This is a genomic window from Mycobacterium sp. G7A2 (genome assembly GCF_041902445.1).
Lineage (GTDB): Bacteria > Actinomycetota > Actinomycetes > Mycobacteriales > Mycobacteriaceae > Mycobacterium.
On the sequence record NZ_CP169251.1, the window covers coordinates 3455777 to 3479399 of the forward strand.

Consider the following 23623-nt stretch of genomic DNA (forward strand, 5'->3'; position numbering starts at 1 on the left):
TCTCGTCGCAGGTCCGGCCTCTGATAGGTTCTGCAGGCAAATGGCCTTTCCTGCGCGCCGTCGGCAGCCGGCCACCGTGCGTGTCGCCTCGCTGGACGTACAGCACAGTCACCGCCGGTCGGCGGTGGTGCTGGGACCCGTGACGATGCCGTCGCTCGACGAGCTGAGATCCCGCTTCGCGGCGATGGCCGCCGTCGGACCGGTCGCCCGCATCGGCCTGCAGCCCTCGACGGCGAGCGTGCGGTGGCGCTTCACCCCGCACCGCCTCGAGCACGCGGTGCGCGCGGCGGACCCTGTCGCCGACGACGATCCGATGGTGCTGCTGGCGGCGCTGCGCGGTATGCCCGACAGCGGAATCCGCGTGCTGTCCGGACGCGACCATCTGGCCATCGACTTCAGCCACGGTCTGGGCGAGATCCCGCTGCTGGACCTGCTTGTCGCGGTGTTGCTGGGCGGGGTCGACCCGTCAGAGCCCGCGCTGTGGCGCCCCTACCGGCACGCGGTGGCCCCGCTCCCAGCGGCCGCGGTGCGCGCGATCGGGCTGCGCCCTCGGCGGCTGCTTCCGCTGTGGCGCCACCACCGACGCACCAAGCCTGCGGCGATGGCGGCACCCGCAGCTGGCGATCTCGGCGCCGGCCCGTCCCCGGCCACCCGGATCGCCCGCATCGCCGGAGCCGAGGCCGACGAGCTGCGCCGGCTGCGTGATGCCACCCGGCCCGAGGTCAGCATGTTCGCCGTCTACACCTGCGCTCTGCACACAGCGTTCGCGGACAACGGATTCGACGTCGATCCCGTGGTCACGCTGCCGTTCGACGTGCGTCGGTACCTACCGGCCGGGTGGGACACGCTCGCATCGTTCTCTGCCGGTCTGGACTTCACCGTCGATCCGGACGCGGGGCCCGGCGCACTGCACTCGGAAATGGGCAGTGCCGTCCGCATGGCCCGACCGGTGGCCAATCTCGTGGCGAGTTCGGTGAAGGCCCGGGCCGCTCGGTGGGCGCGTCGCGGCGCCGACTGGTCGGTGCTACCGCCGCCGCGGATGCGGTTGCTGCACTCCAGCATCGGATCGGTCCCGCGCACCGCGTGGTCCTTCAGCGACCCCGCCGAAGCCTGCATCCTGGTGGCCAGCGATCCCGCGGGACCCTACGGGGTGACGGTGACGACCGCGACGGTGCCCGGCGCGTTGTGGATGACCGCGGAGTTCCACGAGGCGGTGTTCGATGCCGAGCGAATCTGCGCCGCACTGGATTCGGTGCCCGAGCGGGCACGCGAGCTGCTGAGCCGGACCGGGTGAAGGACAGGCTCAGCGGGCACCTTCTGCGGTGGTTTGTGGCGGCACGTCCCAGTCGTGGGCGGTGCGGAACACAAGGGTCTCGCCGTCTTCGTAGTACACCGTCCAGTTGGGGGAACTGCGCAGCGCCTGCTTCATGATGTCGGCCGCTTCGGGACGGAAGTCGCCGTAGTAACGCACGGCCTTGTCGGACTGCTCGCTGAACAGCACATAGGCCCGGAATGCGTCGTACTGCGCGTAGTCGTCGAGAGTCTTGATGTCCTCGGCGGTGGGGAACTGCGCCTTCAACTCGGGCAGCTTCGGGTCCCGGTAGTCCCACAGGTCGAAACCGATCGTCGCGTCGAAATAGTGGTTGTACAGCGTGACCTCGGCATAGCTGGCGTTCAGCCGGGTCGGCATACCGCCGAGGCGCAACATCACCAATCGCGTCCGCACGTCGGCGCCGTCGGTGATGCGGTCCATCAGTTCGACCTGTTCGCGGGTCTGGTAGATCATCGGCCACAGCGCCACATAGCCGTGGAGTCCGGCAACCGCCGCCGCGGTCACACCGACCGCCGCGACCACCCTGACGAGTACGGTCCGCGCCCCGCGACCGGCTGCGTCCACCGCTGCGACCAGCGCCGGCGCGATGAGCAGCGCGCAGCCGAGCAGTGCGTACAGGTACACGCGGAAGATCGCCTCGCCGCCGTAGCTCTGCCCGAACAGCAGACCGAACGAACTGAACGCCAGCACTGCCGGTGTGAACACCGGTCGCTTGTGGCGCCGGCACCAGATGGCGCAGCCGACCGCGGTGAGGATCACCACCACCGACAGTGAGCGCACCACCGCCGACGTGAAGTCCTTGGCGGGCAGCCCCGATGTCAGCACGTTGCTGGCGGCGTTGTCCAGCGGGCTGCCGCCGGACAGCAGTCCGTAGGGAAGCACCGCTTCGAGGTTCAACACCAGGTAGGTCAGTGCCACCCCGGCCATGGCCAGCGCCGCCCAGCGGGGTCGCGCTCGCTTGAACAGACACAGCACGGAGGCCACGGCCACGATCCAGAACGGCGTCAGCTGATGGGTCGGGACCATCGCGGCGAACACGACGACACTGAGCACTCCACAGGCCCGGCTGCGGGGCGAGGCCAGCACCAGCACCAGCGTTCCGAAGGCCAGCACCAGGGCCCAGGCCTGCGGGGCGAAATAGTCCTGGCCGACCCAGTTGACGATCTCGGCGAGATACGCGGCGGCGAGTGCGGTGCGGCGCGACCGTCCGACGACGCGCGCGGCGCTGTACACGGTGAACGCGATCAACACGTGGATGACCGGGGTGAAAACGTGCGCGACCGTCATCGCAGGCAGCCCGGTGGCCTCGCAGAACCACGCCCAGACCGCGAAGAACGCGGTCCACTGCGCATAGATGTCGGTGCCGTCGGCCATGATCCGGCCGTGCACCATGAGGTAGTCCACGACCGCGAGGTGCTTGTACGTCCAGTCCCACAGCGGCACGTCGGTGGCGGCGAAGGTGGTGACGCGGGCGACGACGATCGCCGCGCCGATCGCCGCGGCGGCCGGAACCAGCGTCCGGTCACGCACGGCGACCAGCAGCGCCCCACTCGTCAGCACCATGGACACGGCGAGCAGCGGGCCGGTTCCGGAGAACAGCAGACCGTAGTAGCTGGCCTCGACCCCGGGCAACCCTGGCACCGAGGCCGCCCAGAGCGCCACGGCCGTTCCGCTCAGCAGCAACGAGAAGTGGCGCCGCACAACGGATGTGCCGCGGTGAGCAACGGCGGGGACGGTGCGCCACCGCCAGCGCCGTGTCGCCTCCAGCACGCTGGTGCCGCGGCGGTAGTACCAGCAGGCGCTGCTCCCCGCAACAGCCACCACCTGCACCCACAGGATGTCCGATGGGCTCCAGCGGTAGGACCACATCGCCGCGATCGTCACCATCGTGACGAGGGCGATTCCCAGTACCGGAACGGTGGACAACAAGGCCCGGCGCGGGATGCGCACCCAGGTCAGCACCGCCGCCCCCGGGCCGAGGACGATGAACACTCCCAGTGCGCCGGCTCGGATGATGCTGGGCAGGGCCATCATCGCGACCACGCCGGCTGCCGCTCCCAGGACGGCGAGGTCGGCCATGCGCAACGGCATCGACGGCAGGCGACGGACCGCCGGGCCCGCAGTGGCGACCGTCGGCGCGGTGTCGCCGGTCTGTGCTGCGATGGTTGCCGTCATCGAGGCGCCGCCGCAGTCATGGCGCCGGTGATGGCCCGGCGGCCGCGCCACAGCGCCGTCGGACCGCTCAGCACCGCCATCACCTCGGTTCGGCCGAGCGCCCCGGGCAGGTCGTCGCGGAATCCGGGCATGGAGTACGGCATCGCCATGATCGCGCCGTAATCCGCGCCGGCACGCAGCGACGAGCCCAGACGCCGCCGCAGGATCCGCCAGGCCAGCCGCCGGTTGGCCCGGTCCGCGCCCACCTTGGTCAACCAGGCACCCAGACCCACCCCATAGCCGCGGACCTGCCGCAGCAGCGCGTCGTTGTCGCTGCGGTGGCGATGCCAGACGATGGCCGAGGGTTCGGCGGCAAGCGTGTCGCCCGCGGTGACCACCCGGAAGAACATGTCCAGGTCTTCGCCGCCCTGCGCCGCGGTGCCGGCACCCAGCGCTTCGTCGAAGCCGCCGAGGGCTGCGATGCGGTCGCGCCGGACAGCGAAATTGGCGCCTGCCCCGATGCGACCCACCTGGAACGGGAACAGCGGCAGATCCTCGGGCGGCTCGGCCAAGCTGAACAGCCGTGGCCGTAGTGAACCCGCCCAGGAGACGCGCTGGTCGAAATACGCCTGAGCCGGGGTCCGCAGCTCACCGCTGGGGATGAGTCCGCACACGCACGACACCCGGGGTGACCGGCCGAATCCGCGGGCGATACCGCGCAGCCACTGACCGTCGACCACGACGTCGTCGTCGGTGAACGCGACGAACTGGTGACGGGCGTTCCTGAGCCCGGCGTTTCGGGCTCTCGACAACCCGGGCCGCGGTTCGGAAACCAGTCTGACGCGGGAGTCGCACAGCTTCTCGACCACCGAGGCGGTGGCCCCGGTGCGGGCTGCGTTGTCCACCACGACGACCTCGAAGTCCGGGTAGTCCAGTGCCAGGATCGACGTCAACGCGTCGGTCAGTTGGTCGGCCCGGTCACGGGTGCACACGACCACCGACATCGGCACCAGCGGCGCGCTCTCGGCGTGGTCGCCATCGTTCGGCATCGCAGCGGCGGGCAGGCGCACCCGGCCGTCGCACACGCGCGCCTCGACGAAGCCGAGGGTCTCGGCGCCGCGGCGCATCAGCACCCGGGCGAGACCGTAGCCCTCGGCGTGGCGTGGGACGAACTCCACCACACCGTCCGCGTCGGGGGTGCACTCGTCGATGTCGAGCAGCCCTATCCACCGCGCCTTGGACCAGGTCGGCGCTGCGTGCGGTGGCATCGCGGGTTCGAGCACCGGAGCCGGCCTCACAGTGCGCTCACCCGAACCCAGTCGACGAGCATCGTCGAGGGATTCGGCGTGGTGAGATCCGGCGGTCCGGGCCAGTTCCCCCCGACGGCGAGATTCAGCAGCAGGAACACCGGTCCGTCGAACACCCACGTGCTCTTGGGCGCCAGATCGGCGGGTGTGACGGTGAACAGTGTCAGGTCGTCGATGCCGGTGACGATGCGCTCGGGGGTCTTTTCCACCCAGTAGGTGTGGAACTCGCCGGCCAGCGGGAACGGTGCGGGTCCGGACGCCGAGATCTCCTGCCCCCGAGCCGCTCCCCGGCGCGGAACGTGGACACCGGTGTGGTATTGGTCGGCGAGGTTCAGCGTTTCGATGACGTCGATCTCCCCGGAGGCGGGCCAGCCGACCCGGTCGACGTCGCTGCCGAGCAGCCAGAACGCCGGGTGCAGGCCCGCTCCCGCGGGCAGCGCGATGCGGGCCTCGGCGCGTCCTGAGGTGAACTCGACGGTTCCCTTGGTCGTCACCCGCGCCGACGTGATGTTGCTGCCGTCGGCGTCGCCGCGCGCGACGATCGCCAGGTGCCCGGCCCCGTCGAGGCGGACGTTATCGGGATCGTCGGTGTAGACCTGCACTTCGTTGTTGCCCCAACCGCCGCCACCGGTGTCGAACCGCCACGGACCCGCCGGCGGCGCGCCTGCGGGGCCGGTGAAGTCGTCACTGAACACGGCGACGGGACCGGCCGGTTGCGCGTGTCCGACGGTGTCGTGCATCGCGCATCCACACAGCGCCAGCACACTCAGCGCCGCCACCCCGCGGCGCACCGCGTACCTCATCGCGGCTCCTCGACGCGCGCCTCACCGGGCTCAGCGGAATGTCGCGTCCGCAGGCCGGTGGTGCCCAGAGCGATCACCGCGGCCAGGACGCCGTACATCGCCATGCGCTGGGCGCCACCTGCGCCGAACACCTGGTGCCCGCCGAGGAAGCTGAACAGTCCCACCAGGCTCAGCGCGCCCGAGAGCACCGCGATCGCCCGGCGTTCGGCAGACATCGCCGAGGTCGAACTGACGGCGACGAGAACAGCGCCGACGGCACCCAGCGTCAGGAAAACCATGGTGGCGGTCAGATTCCACGCGTAGTCGACGTTCACGGTCACCACGCCCGAGCACGCCAGCCCGATGCCCGCGACGATCAGCAGGAGCGCGTGCGCGCGATCGGTCACCCGCTGCCGCCAGAAGCCGGCGGCCACGATCGCCACTGCCGCCCCGGTCGCGACCAGCGCGACGTTCATCACGTGGTAGAGATCGCTGCAGGGCCAGTTTCCCTGCGGTCCGCAGAACGCCGCGCCCAGCGGCCCGACCACGTCCTCGCGGTAGCCGTAGTATCCGCGCCACGACGCGGAGACCACCCACTCGGCGGCGAAGTAGACCAGCGGGACCAGGGCCGCCAGCCCGGTGATCCGGGCGTCCTCGAGCCAGTCGGTGTCAGTGGTCATCGCTCACTCCCCCTGTGACGCAGTCTGGAGCAGTCCCGTCAGGTATCCCCCCGCGGTGGTCGTCAGTCCGGCGAGCAGTGCCAGCATCCGGCCGGGCCGCCGTCTCGCGTGCCACAGCCCGGTGGGCAGGGCCTGCGTGGTGTACCTGCGTTCGCTGGCCAGCGAAGACCGTTGACCGCACAGCCGGGTCAGGATCGCTTTGCTGCGACCTTCGTGAAAGCAGCGGCGCAGGAAGTAGGACAACGTCGCCCGGTCGGTCGACACCGTGTGCGACACCGAGAACGCCGCGTGCCGGACGATCTTGGCGCTCGGGTGATGCCGCACCAGCTCGATGCCCATCAAGGTCTCCTCGCACCCGGTCGGCAGAGCGCCGACGCGGCCGAGCCGAACCGAGAAGCCCCCGATGCCGACGAGCTCGGCCCGTCGCACGGCCATGGCGGCGCCGATCGGATTACGGATGTCGGCACCGTCGGCCGGCAGCCCGCGGTAGTCACAACCCACCACCCAGCCGAACTCGGGCGGAAACCAGCGCGGTGCTGAACCGCGAGGCCACTCGGGATGCACTGCGCCACCGATGCCCACGACGCCGGGGTCGAGGTACGCCGCGCGCACACCGGCGAGCGCCGCGGGGTGCAGCACCGCGTCGTCGTCCAGGAAGACCACCACCTCGCCGGAGGCGGTGCGCAGACCGGTGTTGCGCGCGCCGGAGAGGCCCCGGCTGGCGGTGTTGGCCACCACGACGACGCCAGACGGCACACCCGTTCGCAGTTCGCGATGTAGCGAGTCGTTGCCGTCGACCACCACGATCAGTTCGTCGCCGACACCGAGTTGGGCCACGACGGAATCGACCGCGCGGGTGAGGCCGGCGCGACGTTCGGTGGTGTAGCAGCAGATCACCACGCTGAGCGAGACCGCGGCGATGACCGGTGCCGCGGCGTCGGCGGGCTGAACCGTCACGGCGACCACCCGGCGCCGGCCGGCACGCGTGCGCCGCCGAGCTGCTCGCGGTGCTCGCGCCCGATGGTGCGCAGCACCCGCATCCCGTCGGTGACGGCATTGAGGTTGCTGTTGCCGTGCAGCCGCTTGCCCTCGAAGCTGCCGACCTCACGGATCAGCCACCCGCTCTTGGCGGCACGGACGTTGATCACGGTCTCGATCTCGAACCCGTCACCCCACTGCGGCTCGGGATCATCGGTGCACGGGAGGTCCAGACAGTCGAGGTTGCGCCGCCAGAACGCGTTGTAGCCGTAGCACAGATCGCTGAACTGGGTGCGGAAGATGCGGTTGACGAGCCAGTTCAGGGCGTAGTTGCCCAGCCTGCGGAATCGGGTGATGTCGTCACTGCCACCGTCCCGGCAGAACCGACTGCCCTTGGCCAGATCCGCACCCTCGACCAGCGCCTCGACGAACCGCGGGATCTCGGCCGGGTCGGTGGAGCCGTCCCCGTCGATCATGACGATGATGTCGCCGGTGGCAGCGCGGAAGCCGCAGGCCAGTGCGTTGCCTTTGCCACTGCGGGTCTGCTCGATCACGGTGGCGTGCGGCCACAACCGGCGCGCGACGTCGGCGGTTCCATCCTGGGAGCCGCCGTCGATGACGACGAGTTCGTCGACCGGCGGCATCCGCTCGGCGACGTGCGGCAGGTTGCGGGCCTCGTTACGGGTGGGAAGCACCACGGTGACCCTGGGCCGGCCGGTCTCGGCGAACCCACCGTCACCGGCGCGGTGGTTGGCCGAGGTCCCCGCGGTGCCGAAGCTCCGGTGCAAGTCGTGCCGAAAGTTCCCGAAGTTTGCTCCTGCGCATGGTTTCGGGTCTGGCGCGATATCCGTCACGTCGCGAAACTTCCTGTCGGAGTGTGGGTTTGGTGTGCCGTGTCGTACGGTCCGCGACCGGCCCTGGATCCTTAGCTAAGGTTAGGCTCCCCTTAGCTGGGAAGTCACTGTAATGCATGGACTCGCCCTTCGGTGCGCTCCATGCCGGCTATGACAGGGCTCACAGGTTTGGATAGCCAAACCATTGTTCGCGGACTTTAGTATCGTCGGACACCCGCACCGCCCCGGACGCGTCACCCGACGCCCGGGTGAACACTTTCGTGAGGACCCCATGTCGACGACCAGCCGGGCGCCCGGCCACCACAGTGGTCAAACCGGCTGTGCGGCCGATGGTTCCACCGACGACAGGGTCGTCGAGCGCGACCTCCGCGGTGGTGCCGGGGACTGCACGGGCGCCACCGCGGCGTCCGACCGGCGCCGCCTGCACGGCCGGGCTCTGGGGATGGACATCCTCGCGGTGATGAGTTCGAGCGCCGCCACCGGCATCCTCGGGTTCGCCTTCTGGACCGCCGCCGCGCGCGGTTACGACGCCGCCGAGGTGGGGCGCGCGTCGGCGATCCTCTCGTCGGCGACGCTGATCGCGATCCTGGCCAATTTCAGCCTCGGCAATCTGTACGAGCGCTTCCTGCCGCTGGCCGGGCGGGACACCCATCGGCTGGTGCGGCACGGCACCACCTTCGCGCTCGGCGCCGCGGTGCTCTTCGGCGTGGTCTTCGTCCTGGTCGGCCCGCGCGACGAGTTGTTCCCCCACCCGGTGGAAATGGCGCTGTTCCCGGTCGCCGTCGCGGTGCTGTCGGTCTACGCACTGCAGGACCAGGTGCTCGTCGGACTCGGTCGCGCCCGCATGATCGCGACGAAGAACATCGGCCAGTCCACCACCAAGTTGGTCGCGGTGATCGCGCTCATCCCGGTGGCCACCGGCGCCGCCATCGTCTGGTCCTGGGTGTTGCCGGCCGCCGTCATCACCGGGGTCATCGCCGTGGTGGTCATCAGGCGGGAGTCGCGGCGCCGGGCCGGACAGCCGGCGCTGCCGCCGCGACGAGAGCTGTTCCACTTCTTCGCCAGCTCGTATGCGATCAACTCCGTCGACGTCACCGTGCCGCTGCTGGTGCCGCTGATCGTGGTCGCCCAACTCGGCACCGAGATGAACGCGTACTTCTCGATGTGCTGGCTGGTCGTCAACACACTGGGTGTCCTGATCGGCGCCACCGCCGCGCCCTTCATCGCCACCGCGTCGACGCCGGGCGCCGACCTGCGTTCGTGCACAAGACGATTCGTGGTGATGTGCGGCGGCGCGGCCGTGGCCAGCTGCCTCGGCCTGCTCGTCGCGGCTCCCCTGATCCTGGGCATCCTGGGACCGCAGTACGCCGAGGAAGGCACCCGGCTGATCCGCCTGATGGCGCTCACGCTGCCCGCGCTGGCGGTCATGACGATCTACACGGCGCTGGCGCGGCTGCAGCGCCGGCTACGCCTGGCCGTCACGTCGCAGGTGGTGCTCGGCGTCGTCGTCGTCGCGGGTTCGATCCTGTCGACCCCACGCTGGGGCATCGACGGTGTCGGCTACACCTACCTGGTCGCCGAGTTCGTCTGCACAGCGATCCTGCTCGGACCCACCATCGCCCTGGTGCGCGGCTTCGGGTCCACATCGACGCCGCCGCCTGCCGAACCGTCAGCTGCCCCGACGCCGGCCCATCGACGGCCCGCAGGTCCTGACGTCACCGGTGAGGGGCCCCTGGCGTACCAGTCGGTGACCGAGCGGTTCCGGGAAGTCGCCGAACGACTTTCCGGCCGCGTCGCCCTGCGCAGCGGGAGCGACTTCGTCACCTACGCCGAGTTGAGCGCCGCAGCCGAACGCTGGACCGCACAACTGCGCAGCCGCGACGACCCCGGCGCCGCGGTAGCGCTCGTCGGGGACCTCAGCGCCGACACTGCGGCCGTCATCCTCGGCAGCTTCGCGGCACCCGCCCCCCTCGTCCCGCTGGACACCAGCCTGCCGCACGACCGCATGCAGCAGCTCGTCGAGGTCCTGAGGGCTCGCGGGGTGGCGCTGGACACCGTCGTCGTGGGCGGGGGCACCCCCAAGCTGTCCCCCGACGCCATCGGTGGCACCCAGGTGTGGCACGCCGGCCGAGAGCTGCCACCGCTCGCCCGCCCCGTCGAGTCCGCCACCCTGGGTGTCGACACGGTGACCAGCATCCAGTTCACCTCGGGGTCCTCCGGCGCGCCGAAGGCGGTGGTGCATGTACACGGCACCTGGCTCAGCGACTGGATCCTGCACCGTGACCGCTTCGGCATCGTCGAGGGCACCCGTGTGGCTCTGTGCATGCCGGTGAGTTTCGCCGCCGGGCTCAACGTGGCGATCGGAGCTCTGCTCTCCGGTGCCGAGATCATCGCGCTCGACCCGCGCGCACACACCGCCGACGACGTGATGAGACGCCTCGGCGACGCCGAGGTCGTGATGTGCACCCCGTCGTTCCTGCAGTCGCTGTCCGAGGCCGCGGACGCCAACCCGCCGCTGGACCGGGTCCGACGCATCGTCACCACCGGAGAACCGTTGTACAGCAACGTGGTCGCAGGCGCGCGTCGAGTGGCACCGAATGCGGTCCTGACGAACTGGGCGGGCTCGTCGGAAACTCTCGGCATCGCCCACTACGACATCGGCCCCGACGACGAGGTCCCCGCCGGGGTGGTCCCGGCCGGAATCGCCGTCCCCCACAAGACGTTGGGTGTGGACGAGGACGGTCGTCTCACCGTGACCTCCCGCTACCTCGCTGCGGGTTACCTCGATCCGCGCAGCGCAGCCACGACGTTCGTGCAGAACAGCGATGGCAGCGCAACGTTCGTCACCAACGATCGCGCACGGATCACCGAAACGGGCACGTTGGTGATCCTGGGGCGGATGGATGCCGCAGTGAAGATCCGCGGCTATCTCGTCGAGCCTGCGGAAGTGGAGACGGCGCTGCTGGAATGCCGAGGAATCCGGGAGGCGCTCGTCATCGCCGGAGGGGACTCCGACGCCCCGGTGCTGATCGGCTACGCGGCTCCCACCCCGGGAACGAGAACACCGGCCGTCGCCGACATCCGGGCGCAGCTGCACAGTCGGCTGCCCGCCTGGATGGTGCCCACCCACATCGTGTTGGTGGAGGCACTGCCCCGCAACGAGCGGGGGAAGGTGAGCCGCCAGGATCTGCCTGCGCCGCAACGCGGGCCACTCGAACCGCCACGGCCGGGTCTGGAGACCGACATCGCCGCGGACTGGGCCGCGATCCTTCGCCTCGACGCCGTCGGACGCAACGAGAACTTCGTTGCACTGGGCGGTGATTCGCTCAACGTTACGCAGCTCACCGCAACCCTCGCCACACGGTACGGGGTGACGCTGAGTCCCTCGGAGCTGGCGTCCGCACCGACCGTTGCGCAATTGGCCGAGCGGCTCGAGACCTGCCTAGGCCGGGGCACCACCGCAACCGCTGCCCGGCCCGCGCCGACGACGGTGGTGCTGCGCAGCCCTTCTGCGCACACCCGCCGGACCCTGTTCTGCTTCGCCGGTGCCGGCGCCTCCGCGCTGACCTTCGCACCGCTGGCCGAGCACGTCGGCGCCGACACCGCCGTGGTCGCCTACCAAGCCCAGGGTCTGGAGAACCGCGCCGTTCCCGACTGGACGGTGGGCCGGGCGGCCGGGCGGCACCTGCGAGAACTGCTCGCTGTGCAATCCGAGGGGCCCTACACCCTGGTGGGACACTCGCTGGGGGCGTTCATCGCCACCGAGGTGGCCAACCGGTTGACCGAGCTCGGCCACCGGGTCGACCTGGTGGCCATGCTCGATCCGTTCCTGCCGCCCCGGACCATTCGGGCGGCGCGGCAGTTCCTCCCGGACGTGACGTCGGCCCTGCTCGAACAGGCTCCCATCCCCCGTTCGGTGCTGTGGCGGCGCAGGCTGTGGCTGCCGCTGGCGGGTATCGCCGGGAGCCGACCCGAGCGCAGGATCGAGGCTCTGCGGGAAGTCGGTGTGCGGGTCGGACGACTGCACCGGCCACGGCCCTATGACGGGCCGACGTTGTTGGTGCTCAGCACCTTCAACAGCGACGACGCCCGGGTCTGGCCCCACCTGCTCACCGGCCGGCTGCAGATCGAGCGGATCAACTGCGACCACGACTCGGTGATCCGCGAGCCGCACATCCGCCGCGTCGGCGAGCTGATCGCAGCCGCCCGTGTTCAGTGCTGAACGCTGTCCAGTCTGAGGTCACCGATCAGGCCGTGGTGATCCGATCCCGGAACGTCCACCCGCCGCATCGACATCGGCGTGGCCCCGCGCGCCAGGATCCGGTCGATCGCGAGCACCGCGGGATACCACCGCCCGGCGGGATAGGTGGCCACGATCCCGACGCCGAGGTATTCGGCGGCGTCAACCAGCGGCGCGTCGCCCGCGCCGCGCAGGTGGAGCAGGTTCCGGTACCGCTCGTGGTCGTAGGTGGAGTTGAAGTCGGCACCCACCACGAGCGGCATCGTCTCGGCGGCCAGGGCGTCACCGATACGGTCCAGCTCGGCGGCCCATCGCCACGCGGGCAACGGATACGGCGGAACCGGATGCAGCGCGTAGATCGCGACCGGCCCGGCACCGGGCACGTCGATCGTTGCCCGCAGGTTGTTGTGTTGCAGGCCGGACAGTTTCGCGGTGTCGGTCAGGGGGTGTCGCGAATAGATGCCCTCCCCGCCGCCGCCTTCCTTGGGCTCCAGGTAGGTGTAGGGCAGCGCCCGCTCCAGCCCCGCCGCTGCCAGGCGTTCGGCAGCCGGCGCGGTCAGTTCGGCAACGGTGAACACATCGATGCGTTCGGCGCGCACGGTCCGCGCCAGCGCGGCAGCATCGGCCTCTCCCAGGCGGATGTTGGCTTGGAACAGACGCAGCACCGGCGCCGCCGGGTCGGAGACGAGGCCGCCCTGACCGACATACAGCGGCAGCTGGGACGCCACCCCCACCGCGACCACCAGCGTCCCCGCCAAAGCCGGGTACCAGAACCGCGCGGCAGCCAACACCAGCGTGGCGGCCGCTGCGAGTGCGACGCACAACGGGGTGAACGACGCCGCCAACGTCACCGCGGTGCTGACCGGCCCGAGGAAGTGCGCCCCGACCCCGAAGGCCGCGCAGACCAGCAGCAGCAGACCGACCACGCCGACCGTCCTACCCGTCCATCGCCGGGACCGCAAGGGCCGCAACGCCGTCGAACCGGCGGTCACAACATCGAGACGAATGTTCGGTCGGGCAGGGTCACGCCGACAACGCTACGCGGTCGGCGTCGGCGCAGCCGACCACCCGCCGCGCGGCCCGCAACGCCGCCCTGGCCCGGACTCCCGCGGGTGCGCGCCACTGCACAGGCGCTTCGATGCTCACCGGGACGCCGGGCAGCGCCTGCAACATGTCCACCAGATCGATGCAGCCCTCACCGGGCAGCAGCCGGGCGGTGCGGCCCTGGAAGCGCAACTCGTCCACCGATGTGGGCCGCGGTGACAGACCGTCGCAGATCTGGACGTAATTGATCCACTCGGCGGGCAGTGCCGCCAGGTCATCGGGTGTCGTCGCAGACCGGTCGTAGTGCAACGCGTCGACCAGGACGCCCACCGAGTCGGCGCGGCATGCCCGCACAATTGAGGCGGCCTCAGCGAGATCCCGCACCTCGGTCCACGGCATCGGCTCCAGATTCGCTCGGACACCGAATTGCGCGGCGAAATCGGCGAGTTCGGCGAGGTTGTCCGCGAGCCGGCAATGGTCCGGATCATTGCCGGTCACCAGTGCCTGGCCGGCGCCGAGGTAGGCCGCGGTCTCGAGTACAGCGCCGAACTCCTCGCGCACGCGGGTGTCGGGCCGCAGCCGCAGCACCTCCACGTCGAGGACGAAAAGGCCTGTCGCATCGAGTCGTCGGTGCGTCTCCCGGATGGTCGGCGTCTGCCCGAGAGTGGGCCGCACCGGCTCCTGCTCGGTGGCCCGGATCAATCGCAGGCCGACTCCGTCGTAACCGGCTTCGGCTGCACAGGCGACGAGTTCGGGCGGACCCAGTTCCAGGACCGTCAACGGGGCGAGCGTGATCGGTCGCGCTCGAACAGCATCCGACGTGACGTGGCGGCGCAGAAGTCTCACCCAGGTGTCCTCACGTGGTCGATGTCGGCCGGTGTCGGCCGGTGTCATGGTGCGGTGAGACCGATTGTCGGCGAAACGGCTCCGCCGTGGGGGGCTACCCTGCCTGTCATGGCTGTCGCCCGCACCACAGTGGACCCGGTTCTGCGCACAGTGCTCCATGCCGTGCCGTTCCAGCTCACCACCGACGGCGGCCCCGAACCCGCCCGCCGGCGGTTCGCCGATCTGCCCCGCAAGGCCATGCATCCGGAGGTGAGCGCCGTCGACCGAAGCGTCGAGGGTCCTGCCGGCCCCGTCCCCGTGCGCATCTACCGGCCGGCGACGCCGGCGGACGTCCTGCCCGTGGTGGTCTTCATCCACGGCGGCGGGTGGTCGGTCGGCGATCTCGACACCTATGACGGCGCTGCCCGCATGCACGCCGCGGGCGCCGACGCGCTGGTGGTGTCCGTCGGTTACCGGCTGGCCCCCGAACATCCCTATCCCGCCGCGGTCGACGACACGTGGGCCGTCACCCGGTGGGTGCTACGACACGCCGCCGAGCTGGGCGCCGACCCCGGCCGGGTCGCGGTGGCCGGTGACTCCGCGGGAGGAAATCTGGCCGCGGTCATGGCGCAGTCGGCCCGCGACGCAGGGACACCGCTGCGCTACCAACTGCTGTGGTATCCGTCGACCACCTTCGACACGTCGCTGGCGTCGTTCACCGAGAATGCCGGCGCACCGGTGCTCGACGCGGCAGCGTGCCGTGGCTTCACGCGCTGGTATCTCAGCGGAGCCGACGTCGACATGTCCGCCCCGCCGGCCACGTTGGTGCCCGCGCGCGGCGAGCTGACCGGGCTGCCGGCCGCCTACATCGCTGTGGCCGGGCACGACCCCCTGCGTGACGACGGGATCCGCTACGCCGAGTTGCTCGCCGGTGCCGGGGTGGCTGTCGAACTGCACAATGCCGAGTCCCTGGTGCATGGCTACCTGGGCTACGCCGGGGTGGTGCCGGCCGCGACCGCAGCCACCGACCGCGCCCTGGCCGCCTTGCGTGCCGCGCTAACGTGAGGCCATGACGGACTCCGTGACCCAGCGACCGCCGATCGATCCGGCTCTGAAGGCGATTCTGGACGCGTTTCCGTTGCACTTCACCGCGGACGACGGCGTCGAGGTGGCCCGCGAGAAGCTCCGGGTGCTGGCACCACCGCCCGAATCGCTGCCCCCGATGCGGATCGAGGAGCGCACCATCGGTTTCGCGGACGTGACCGACATCCCGGTCCGCATCTACTGGCCGCCGGTGGACCAGCACGATGAGCTGCCGATCGTCGTCTACTACCACGGCGGCGGCTGGTCGGTCGGCGACCTGGACACCCACGAGGGCGTCGCGCGCGCCCACGCGATCGGCGCCGAGGCCATCGTCGTCTCGGTCGATTACCGGCTCGCCCCCGAACACCCGTTCCCGGCCGGCGTCGAGGACGCGTGGGCGGCGCTGCAGTGGGTGGCCGAGCACGCCGCCGAACTCGGCGGTGACCCGGCACGCATCGCGGTGGCGGGCGACTCGGCCGGCGGCAACCTGTCAGCGGTGGTGACGCAGCGGGCCCGCGACAACGGTGGCCCGGCACTGGCGTTCCAGCTGCTGTGGTATCCCTCGACCACCGCGGACATGTCGCTGCCGTCGATGTCGGAGAACGTCGACGCACCGATCCTCGACCGCGACGTCGTCGCTGCCTTCCTGCACTGGTATCTGCCGGCCGGCCTGGACATCACCGAACCGGAGTCGCTGCCGCCGTCGCTGGCTCCGGCGAACACCGCTGATCTGTCCGGGCTGCCACCCGCCTACATCGGCACCGCCGAACACGACCCGATCCGCGATGACGGCGCCCGCTACGCCGAACTGCTCGCCGCCGCCGGAGTGCCCGTCGAGCTGTACAACTCGCCGACGATGGTGCACGCGTTCGTCAACTTCGCCGCGGTGGTACCTGCGGCGGCCGAAGCCACCGATCGCGGGCTGGCCGCGCTGCGGACCGGCCTACGCAGGTCGATGCCGGCCTGAAATCGAATCGAGGATCCCGATGGCCGCACCGCGTCGCGCACCGGACCACGACGTCGTCATCGTCGGTGCCGGGTTCTCCGGAATCGGCGCCGCGATCCAGCTCGACCGCGCCGGGATGCACGATTACCTGATCATCGAGGCCGGCGAGCAACCGGGTGGCACGTGGTACTGGAACACCTATCCCGGGATCGCGGTCGACATCCCGTCGTTCTCCTACCAGTTCTCCTTCGAGCAGAGCACCGAGTGGACGCGGACCTACGCACCCGGCGCCGAGCTGGCCGGCTACGCCGCCCACTGTGTCGACAAGTACGGCCTGCGGCCGAAGATCCGCTTCGGCACCACCGTGCAGGCCGCCGCGTTCGACGACGCCGACAACGTCTGGGTCCTGGACCTCGACTCCGCGGGCGGACAGAAGCAGGTCCGCGCCCGCTTCCTGATCAACGCCTGCGGCGTGCTGTCGGTGCCCAACCTGCCGGACATCCCCGGCGTCGAGGAGTTCGGCGGCACGACGGTCCACACCGCGCGCTGGGACCACACACTGGAACTGCGCGGAAAACGGGTGGCCGTCATCGGCACCGGGGCGTCGGCGGTCCAGGTGATCCCGGAGATCGCACCGCTGGTGGATCGTCTGACGGTCTTCCAGCGCACACCAATCTGGTGCTTCCCCAAACTCGATGTGCCGCTGCCCCCGGCGGCGCGGTGGCTGATGCGGCTGCCGTGGGGTGGCGCGGTGCAGCGGTTGCTCAGCCAGGCCTACGTGGAGTTCACGTTTCCGCTGGCCGCCCAGTACTTCACCATCAACCCGCTGGCCCGCCGAATGGATGCGGCGGGACGGGCGTATCTGCGCCGGCAGGTGCACGATCCGGTGGTGCGGGACAAGTTGACGCCGCGTTACGCGGTGGGCTGTAAGCGACCCGGCTTCCACAACACGTATCTGGCCACGTTCAACCGGGACAACGTCCACCTCGTCACCGAGCCGATCACCACGGTCACCGGCTCGGGCGTGACGACCGCGGACGGTGCGCAGCACGAGGTGGACGTGCTGATTCTGGCCACCGGGTTCAAGGTGTTCTCCGGCGCGGACGACTCGTCGGCGACGTACCCGGTCCTCGGCCCCGACGGCGCATCCCTGGACCGGTTCTGGAGCGAGAACCGTCTGCAGGCCTACGAGGGCGTCAGCGTGCCCGGGTTTCCGAACTACTTCACCGTCTTCGGTCCGTACGGCTACGTCGGGTCGTCCTATTTCGCGCTGATCGAAGCGCAGAGCCATCACATCGTGCGCTGCGTGACCGCTGCGCGGGCCAAGGGCGCGACGCGGGTCGAGGTACGCCAGGAGGCGAACGACCGCTACTTCGCGGAGATGATGCGAAAGCGGCACCGCCAGATCTTCTGGCAGGACAGTTGCCGACTGGCCAACAGCTACTATTTCGACCAGCACGGCGACGTTCCGCTGCGACCGACCACCACAGTGGAGGCCTATTGGCGCAGTCGTCGGTTCCCCCTCGGCGATTACGCGTTCAGCGCCTGACAGGGGCCCACGTATCAATCCGGATGGTTGCCGTTGGCCGACGAGGTCCCCTCGTCCTCTTGGGGGTCGTCGGCACTCTTGTCGCCGCCGAGGTCGGGTTCCATCGCCACGCTTCGTGACCGTTGCCCCTCGGTGCGCAGCGTCATGCCCTCGCCGGCGGGCTGCAGGTGCACCACAGCACCCACCGCGCGGCGGATACCCGGGGGGCCTTCCACGCGCAGGAACTCGCCGAGCCGTCCGGCGCGGTAACGCAGCGGCGAACCGATGAACTCACCGAGGACCACGCCGGCGCCCAGGGCCAGCGCCACGGCCGCCGCCGAGAACAGCTGCTGCATACCGTCATCGAAGTCCTCGTCGACGGCCAGGTAGAAGACGGCCCGGAAGACCGCGAGACCGGGCAGCATCGGCATGATGCCCGCGGTCGCGGTGACCAGGGCAGGCGCCTGACGGCGGATCGAGATCACCGTGGCGAACACACCGACGAGCACGGCCGCGATACCGGTGGCCACCACCTGGCCGAAGCCGGCTCGTCCCAGCCCGATGAGGACCATCTCGGCCATCCCGGCAACGACCCCGGCTGTCAGCGCTGAGCGTAAGGGCGCGTAACTGGCGATGGTGAAGCACAGGCCGGCGAAGGCCGCGCCGAACACCGCGAGCGCGATCGGCAGCGGCTGATTCGGGACGATGAAGGTTCGGGTGGCATCGACGTGCAGTTCGATTCGGACACCGATCATTTCGGCAACCTGGAGTCCGGCCAGGATGCCCACCACTATGCCGCCGGTGAGAAACAGCGCCTCGCCCAATCGGGTCACCGCGGTGAGCATGTAGCCCGTCACGGCGTCCTGCATCGCACCGACGATCGTCATGCCCGCAAGCAGCATGACGATGCCGGTGGCCACCAGCGTGGTCGGGCCCAGACCGAAGAAGAAGTAGGCCGCGACGGCGACCAGGGTCGCGATCATCGCCCCGATCACGTGCTGGAAGAAGAACGGTGTCCGGATCTTGTTCAGCAGTCGGCCGGCCCGATCGATGGCGGCCGCGGTGACCGCCGCCAGGACGCAGGTCAGCCACGTGCCGCCGAACAGCAGGGCGATGCCCAGCGCGAAACCCGCCCAGCCCATCGTCGACAGCCACCGCGGGTACGGGTGGGACTGTTCGGAGATCTCGTCCATCACCTGGTGGGCCTCGTCGACGGTGACACCACCGGAGGTGATCCGGCCGACCAGCCGGTCCAGGTCGGCCACGCGCGTGTAGTCGGTCGAGCGAGCGTTCACCGACCGCACGATGGTCAACGGCGGACCGTCTGCGGTCGGCGGAGCCGAGACGAACACCGTCGTGACGAAGATCTCGACGAGACAGTCGGTCAGGTGATAGGCACGGGCGACGTCCTGCGCGGTGGCCACCACGTCGGCGGTACCCGACCCCGACGACAACATGACTTCGGCGAGCCGGATGGTCAGATCCAGGACCTTGCGGGTGTGCAGGTCGCCCAGCGCGTTCGCGGCGCGGCTGCGCTGACCGGCGAGCGGCGCAGGGTCGCGCCGCCCGCGCAAGGCCATCAGACCCCGGTTCAGGCGGGTTGTGCTGGTTGATCGATCTCGAGCCATCGCGGCCCACAATACTGGCGCTCAGGCCCAAACCGGCCGACGGCACTGACGTGCCGCGTCCGGATCACGCTCCGAGCCGTCCCGAGCTCGACAAATGCTGTGCCGCTGTGACTTTCGTCGCAGCGTCAGACCGCGGCCTTGAGGTCGTCGACCTTGTTCAGCTGCTCCCACGGCAGCTCGATGTCGGTGCGGCCGAAGTGCCCGTAGGCCGCCGTCGGCGCGTAGATCGGGCGCAGCAGGTCCAGATCGCGCACGATCGCACCGGGCCGCAGGTCGAACACCGTGCTGATGGCCTTCTCGATCTTGACCGGGTCGACGGTCTCGGAGCCGAAGGTCTCGACGAACAGGCCGACGGGTGCGGCCTTGCCGATCGCGTAGGCGACCTGCACCTCGACGCGCTCGGCGAGACCGGCGGCGACGACGTTCTTGGCCACCCAGCGCATTGCGTAGGCCGCCGAGCGGTCCACCTTGGACGGGTCCTTGCCGGAGAATGCACCGCCGCCGTGGCGGGCCCAGCCGCCGTAGGTGTCGACAATGATCTTGCGGCCCGTCAGCCCGGCGTCACCCATCGGGCCACCGAGCACGAACTTGCCGGTCGGGTTCACCAGCAGCCGCGGCTCCGAGGTGTCCATGGTGTCGTGACCCAGCTCGGCGAGCACCGCGTCGATGACGTGCTGCTTGATCTCGGGCGAGAGCTGGTTGTCGAGGTCGACGCCGTCGGCGTGCTGGGTCGACAGCACGACGGTGTCGAGCCGGACCGGCTTGTTGCCGTCGTACTGCACCGTCACCTGGGTCTTGCCATCCGGTCGCAGGTAGCCCAGGGTGCCGTCCTTGCGGACTTCGGTGAGCTTGCGAGACAGCCGGTGCGCAAGCGCGATCGGCAGCGGCATCAGCTCCGGAGTCTCGGAGATGGCGTATCCGAACATCAGGCCCTGATCGCCGGCGCCCTGCAGGTCCAGCGGGTCGGAGCCGCCGCCGACGCGCGTCTCGTGGGCGGTGTCGACGCCCTGGGCGATGTCGGGCGACTGCTTGCCGATACCGATGTTCACGCCGCAGGTCTCGCCGTCGAAGCCCTTGTCGGAGCTGTCGTAGCCGATCTCGAGGATGCGGTTGCGCACGGTGTCGGTGATGTCGGCGAAGGCATTCCTCGCCGTCGTGGTGACCTCACCGACGACGTGCACCTGGCCGGTCGTGACCAGCGTCTCCACCGCGACCCGGGACCGGGGGTCGTCTGCGAGCAGCGCGTCGAGCACCGAGTCGCTGATGGCGTCGCAGATCTTGTCGGGATGTCCCTCGGTCACCGACTCACTGGTAAACAGCCGGGCTTCGCTCACGTCCGCTCCTTTTCCTCTCGCTCGCACCATTGAGGTCATGCAGGTAAATGCTCAGTCAACTTCTACCGGGTGGCGTTCCCACCCGAACCGATGGCCCCCCGGACTAACGGGCGCCGCTGTGCAGGAACGCCACGATCGCGTCCACAATACGGCTGGCGATCACAGTCTTCGAACCGTGCTCCAGCGCCGACTCCGCCCCGTCGGCGGCCAACAGCCAACCGTCGTTGTGGTCGACCTCGAATGCACGGTTCTCTCCCACTGCGTTGACGACCAACAGATCGCAGCCTTTGCGCTGCAGTTTCGCGCGGGCGTGGAAGAGCACGTCGCCGTTGGCGTCGCCGGTCTCGGCCGCGAATCCGACGATGGCCTTCATGTTGGGCAGTTGCCCGTCGCTGCGGGCCCGCACCGCTCCGGCGAGCACGTCGTCGTTGCGCACCAGCTCGATGGTCGGCTCGCCCTCGCCTGCGGGGCCCTTCTTGATCTTGCTGGTGGCCTGGTTGGCGGGCCGGAAGTCGGCCACGGCGGCCGCCATCACCAGCACATGGGAGTCAGGCGCGTACTTGGAGACGGCGTCGCGAAGCTGGGCAGCCGAACCCACGTGCACGACGTGCACACCGGCAGGGTCGATCAGACCGGCGGTGTTGCCCGCGACCAGGGTCACGTCGGCGCCACGCTGGGCCATCACGCGCGCCATCGCGTAGCCCTGCTTACCCGAACTGCGGTTGCCGATGAAGCGGACCGGGTCGATGGGCTCGCGGGTGCCACCGGCGGTGACCAGCACCTTGACGCCGGACAGGTCGAACGGCAGCCCCTCGGGGCGGGCGAGCAGCAGCTGGGACAGCGTGCTGATCTCTTCGGCTTCGGGCAACCGACCGGGGCCGGTGTCGGCGCCGGTCAGTCGGCCCGAAGCGGGTTCCATCACCACCGCGCCGCGTCGGCGCAGCGTGGCGACGTTGTCGACGGTGGCCGGATGCAGCCACATCTCGGTGTGCATCGCAGGGGCGAACAGCACCGGGCAGCGTGCGGTGAGCAACGTCGCCGTCAGCAGGTCGTCGGCGCGGCCGATGGCCGCGCGCGCCAGCAGGTCGGCGGTGGCCGGGGCGACCACGACGAGATCGGCGGCCTGCCCGATCCGCACGTGGGGGACCTCGTGCACGTCGTCGAACACCCCGGTGTGCACGGGGTTACCGGAGAGCGCCTCGAAGGTCGCCGCTCCGACGAATTTCAGCGCGGACTCGGTGGGCACCACCCGGACCGAGTGACCCGCTTCGGTGAGCTGACGGACCACCGTGGCCGCCTTGTAGGCGGCGATACCGCCGGCGACACCGACGATGATCCGTTTGCGCTGCATCAGCCCTGGCTACTCGCCCTCGGTGTGCTCGAGCAGATCTTCGTGGATCTCGCGCATGGCGATCGAGAGCGGCTTCTCCTGCAGTCCGGGCTCGACCAGCGGTCCGACGTACTCGAGGATTCCGTCGCCGAGCTGGTTGTAGTAGTCGTTGATCTGCCGCGCGCGCTTGGCGGCGTAGATCACCAGCGCATATTTGCTCGACGCGCGGTCCAGCAGCTCGTCGATGGGCGGGTTGGTGATGCCCAGCGGCGTGTCGTAGGCGAGGGCGCCGGCGGCGTCGGTCTCGACGGACGGCCGCGTGTCGGCGTGCGGGGTGCTCACGTAGAAGTTCTCCTGGCGCTTGGCGGTTAGGCTTGTCATGAACACATCGGGGGGCGATCAGAGGCGGTCGCGCGGCACCGACGTGTGGGCCACCAGCAAGGATACCAATTCCGCGCAGGCCGATTCCAACTGGCTGTTGACGACGACCTCGTCGAAATCACCCTGGGCGGCCAGTTCAGCGCGCGCCGTCTGCAGTCGGCGGGCCATCACGTCGGCGGATTCGGTGCCTCGGCCGATGAGCCGCGCTTCCAGCGCAGCCCAGTCCGGCGGCGCCAGGAACACCGACACGGCCTCGGGCATCGCCCGCTTCACCGCCCGCGCACCGGCGAGATCCACCTCGATGAGCACGGGCCGACCGGCCGCCGCCGCAGACCGCACCGGCTCGGCGGGTGTTCCCGACCGGTGCAGGCCCCCATGGATCTCGGCCCACTCCAGCAGCGCACCATCGTCGATGAGCTGCTGGAATCGTTCGGGCGTCACGAAGGTGTAGTCGACTCCGTCCACCTCGCCGGGTCGCGGCGCCCGCGTGGTGACCGACACGCTGAAGTACAGGTCAGCGACCCGTTCCCGCAGGCATCGCACCACGCTGGACTTCCCGACGGCAGACGGGCCGGACAGCACGACGACCGGAGCCTGAAGCGCCCCGACGCCGCGGTCCGGCCCTCCGCCTTCGATCACGACCTCCCTTTACGAGAAGTCGAACTTTTCCAGCAGGGCCTTGCGCTGACGATCACCCAGGCCGCGCAGCCGGCGGGTAGGGGCGATCTCGAGCTCGGTCATGATCTCCTGAGCCTTGACCTTGCCGACCTTGGGCAGCGCCTCGAGGAGCGCTGACACCTTCATCTTGCCCAAGACCTCGTCGGTCTCGGCGTCCTGGAGCACCTGCTTGAGGTTGGTGCCGCCGCGCTTGAGCCGGTCCTTGAGCTCGGCTCGCGCTCGACGTGCGGCAGCAGCCTTCTCCAACGCTGCCGCGCGCTGTTCGTCGGTCAACTGGGGAAGGGCCACGGGATCCTCCGATTCATCACCATCAACTGATTTGTCTCGACTGATCCATCACGAACCAGCCAGCGTGGACGACCGTACCCACGTGGACTGACGAAAGCTAACCCCACCCCCCGGTTGGCGTATCAAAAGCCCAGCGTGTAGGGCGCGACGGCGCGGTCACAGCGTTTTCCCAGCAACGTCGCGCCACCGTCGCGGCAACCCTGTTCTCAGCCAAAGGGCCTGCATATCAA

19 protein-coding genes are annotated in these 23623 nt (G+C 69.8%); 5 read left to right on the forward strand and 14 right to left on the reverse strand.

From position 1 onward, the window contains the following. Window positions 1–40 precede the first annotated feature (40 nt). On the forward strand, window positions 41–1294 hold the full coding sequence (locus tag ACEWX3_RS16425) for a hypothetical protein (protein ID WP_374157094.1): 1254 nt from the start codon (window positions 41–43) through the stop codon (window positions 1292–1294). A gap of 9 nt (window positions 1295–1303) precedes the next feature. Here ACEWX3_RS16425 and ACEWX3_RS16430 read toward each other — a convergent pair whose 3' ends face one another. Genes ACEWX3_RS16430 through ACEWX3_RS16455 form a run of 6 tightly spaced genes read right to left on the reverse strand, consistent with a single transcriptional unit; the run spans window position 1304 to window position 8022 of the window. Then, a complete protein-coding gene (locus ACEWX3_RS16430) occupies window positions 1304–3508 on the reverse strand; it encodes a hypothetical protein (protein ID WP_374157095.1) in 2205 nt (734 codons plus the stop codon). Further along, the gene (locus ACEWX3_RS16435; RefSeq protein WP_374157096.1) at window positions 3505–4785 is read right to left on the reverse strand and encodes a glycosyltransferase family 2 protein; all 1281 of its coding nucleotides are present in this window, start codon (window positions 4783–4785) and stop codon (window positions 3505–3507) included. Before ACEWX3_RS16435 ends, ACEWX3_RS16430 begins: the two co-directional genes overlap by 4 nt. Next, window positions 4782–5597, reverse strand: a complete 816-nt coding sequence (locus ACEWX3_RS16440; protein WP_374157097.1) for a glycoside hydrolase family 16 protein — start codon at window positions 5595–5597, stop codon at window positions 4782–4784. Before ACEWX3_RS16440 ends, ACEWX3_RS16435 begins: the two co-directional genes overlap by 4 nt. Beyond that, window positions 5594–6256 carry a DUF998 domain-containing protein gene (locus tag ACEWX3_RS16445; protein WP_374157098.1) on the reverse strand — a complete coding sequence of 221 codons (663 nt, stop codon included), beginning with the start codon at window positions 6254–6256 and terminating at the stop codon, window positions 5594–5596. The genes ACEWX3_RS16440 and ACEWX3_RS16445 overlap by 4 nt, the downstream gene beginning before the upstream one ends. 3 nt (window positions 6257–6259) lie before the next feature. Further along, window positions 6260–7213, reverse strand: coding sequence for a glycosyltransferase family 2 protein (locus tag ACEWX3_RS16450; RefSeq protein WP_374157099.1), 954 nt, complete (start codon window positions 7211–7213; stop codon window positions 6260–6262). Next, the gene (locus ACEWX3_RS16455) at window positions 7210–8022 is read right to left on the reverse strand and encodes a glycosyltransferase family 2 protein (protein ID WP_374157100.1); all 813 of its coding nucleotides are present in this window, start codon (window positions 8020–8022) and stop codon (window positions 7210–7212) included. Before ACEWX3_RS16455 ends, ACEWX3_RS16450 begins: the two co-directional genes overlap by 4 nt. A gap of 337 nt (window positions 8023–8359) precedes the next feature. On the opposite strand from ACEWX3_RS16455, the gene ACEWX3_RS16460 reads away from it, so the two are divergent. Then, window positions 8360–12310 carry an alpha/beta fold hydrolase gene (locus ACEWX3_RS16460; RefSeq protein WP_374157101.1) on the forward strand — a complete coding sequence of 1317 codons (3951 nt, stop codon included), beginning with the start codon at window positions 8360–8362 and terminating at the stop codon, window positions 12308–12310. Here the strand turns inward: ACEWX3_RS16460 and ACEWX3_RS16465 are convergent. Both ACEWX3_RS16465 and ACEWX3_RS16470 read right to left on the reverse strand, forming a co-directional pair. Then, the gene (locus ACEWX3_RS16465; protein WP_374157102.1) at window positions 12301–13320 is read right to left on the reverse strand and encodes an endonuclease/exonuclease/phosphatase family protein; all 1020 of its coding nucleotides are present in this window, start codon (window positions 13318–13320) and stop codon (window positions 12301–12303) included. The two genes, ACEWX3_RS16460 and ACEWX3_RS16465, sit on opposite strands and share 10 nt — an antisense overlap. Before the next feature lie 31 nt (window positions 13321–13351). Continuing rightward, on the reverse strand, window positions 13352–14218 hold the full coding sequence (locus tag ACEWX3_RS16470; RefSeq protein ID WP_374157103.1) for a sugar phosphate isomerase/epimerase family protein: 867 nt from the start codon (window positions 14216–14218) through the stop codon (window positions 13352–13354). A gap of 108 nt (window positions 14219–14326) precedes the next feature. On the opposite strand from ACEWX3_RS16470, the gene ACEWX3_RS16475 reads away from it, so the two are divergent. The 3 genes from ACEWX3_RS16475 to ACEWX3_RS16485 are packed head-to-tail and all read left to right on the forward strand — an operon-like array spanning window position 14327 to window position 17775. Next, a complete protein-coding gene (locus ACEWX3_RS16475) occupies window positions 14327–15262 on the forward strand; it encodes an alpha/beta hydrolase (protein ID WP_374157104.1) in 936 nt (311 codons plus the stop codon). Window positions 15263–15266: 4 nt separating this feature from the next. Beyond that, window positions 15267–16247 (forward strand): alpha/beta hydrolase, encoded by a 981-nt coding sequence (locus ACEWX3_RS16480; protein WP_374157105.1) that lies wholly within the window; start codon window positions 15267–15269, stop codon window positions 16245–16247. Between the two features lie 19 nt (window positions 16248–16266). Further along, the gene (locus ACEWX3_RS16485; RefSeq protein ID WP_374157106.1) at window positions 16267–17775 is read left to right on the forward strand and encodes a flavin-containing monooxygenase; all 1509 of its coding nucleotides are present in this window, start codon (window positions 16267–16269) and stop codon (window positions 17773–17775) included. 14 nt (window positions 17776–17789) lie between these two features. Here the strand turns inward: ACEWX3_RS16485 and ACEWX3_RS16490 are convergent, their stop codons facing one another. The 6 genes from ACEWX3_RS16490 to mihF form a co-directional block, all read right to left on the reverse strand. Further along, window positions 17790–19382 carry a threonine/serine exporter ThrE family protein gene (locus ACEWX3_RS16490; RefSeq protein ID WP_207066425.1) on the reverse strand — a complete coding sequence of 531 codons (1593 nt, stop codon included), beginning with the start codon at window positions 19380–19382 and terminating at the stop codon, window positions 17790–17792. Between the two features lie 125 nt (window positions 19383–19507). Continuing rightward, window positions 19508–20716: a methionine adenosyltransferase gene (gene metK, locus ACEWX3_RS16495; protein ID WP_221357018.1), complete on the reverse strand. Its 1209-nt coding sequence runs from the start codon at window positions 20714–20716 to the stop codon at window positions 19508–19510. A 103-nt stretch (window positions 20717–20819) separates the two neighbouring features. Beyond that, a complete protein-coding gene (gene coaBC / locus ACEWX3_RS16500; protein WP_207066437.1) occupies window positions 20820–22067 on the reverse strand; it encodes a bifunctional phosphopantothenoylcysteine decarboxylase/phosphopantothenate--cysteine ligase CoaBC in 1248 nt (415 codons plus the stop codon). Between the two features lie 9 nt (window positions 22068–22076). Next, the gene (rpoZ, locus tag ACEWX3_RS16505) at window positions 22077–22388 is read right to left on the reverse strand and encodes a DNA-directed RNA polymerase subunit omega (protein WP_221357291.1); all 312 of its coding nucleotides are present in this window, start codon (window positions 22386–22388) and stop codon (window positions 22077–22079) included. Between the two features lie 57 nt (window positions 22389–22445). Next, window positions 22446–23066, reverse strand: coding sequence for a guanylate kinase (gene gmk / locus ACEWX3_RS16510; RefSeq protein ID WP_207066438.1), 621 nt, complete (start codon window positions 23064–23066; stop codon window positions 22446–22448). 9 nt (window positions 23067–23075) lie between these two features. Further along, window positions 23076–23393, reverse strand: a complete 318-nt coding sequence (gene mihF / locus ACEWX3_RS16515; protein WP_152517006.1) for an integration host factor, actinobacterial type — start codon at window positions 23391–23393, stop codon at window positions 23076–23078. Window positions 23394–23623 lie beyond the last annotated feature (230 nt).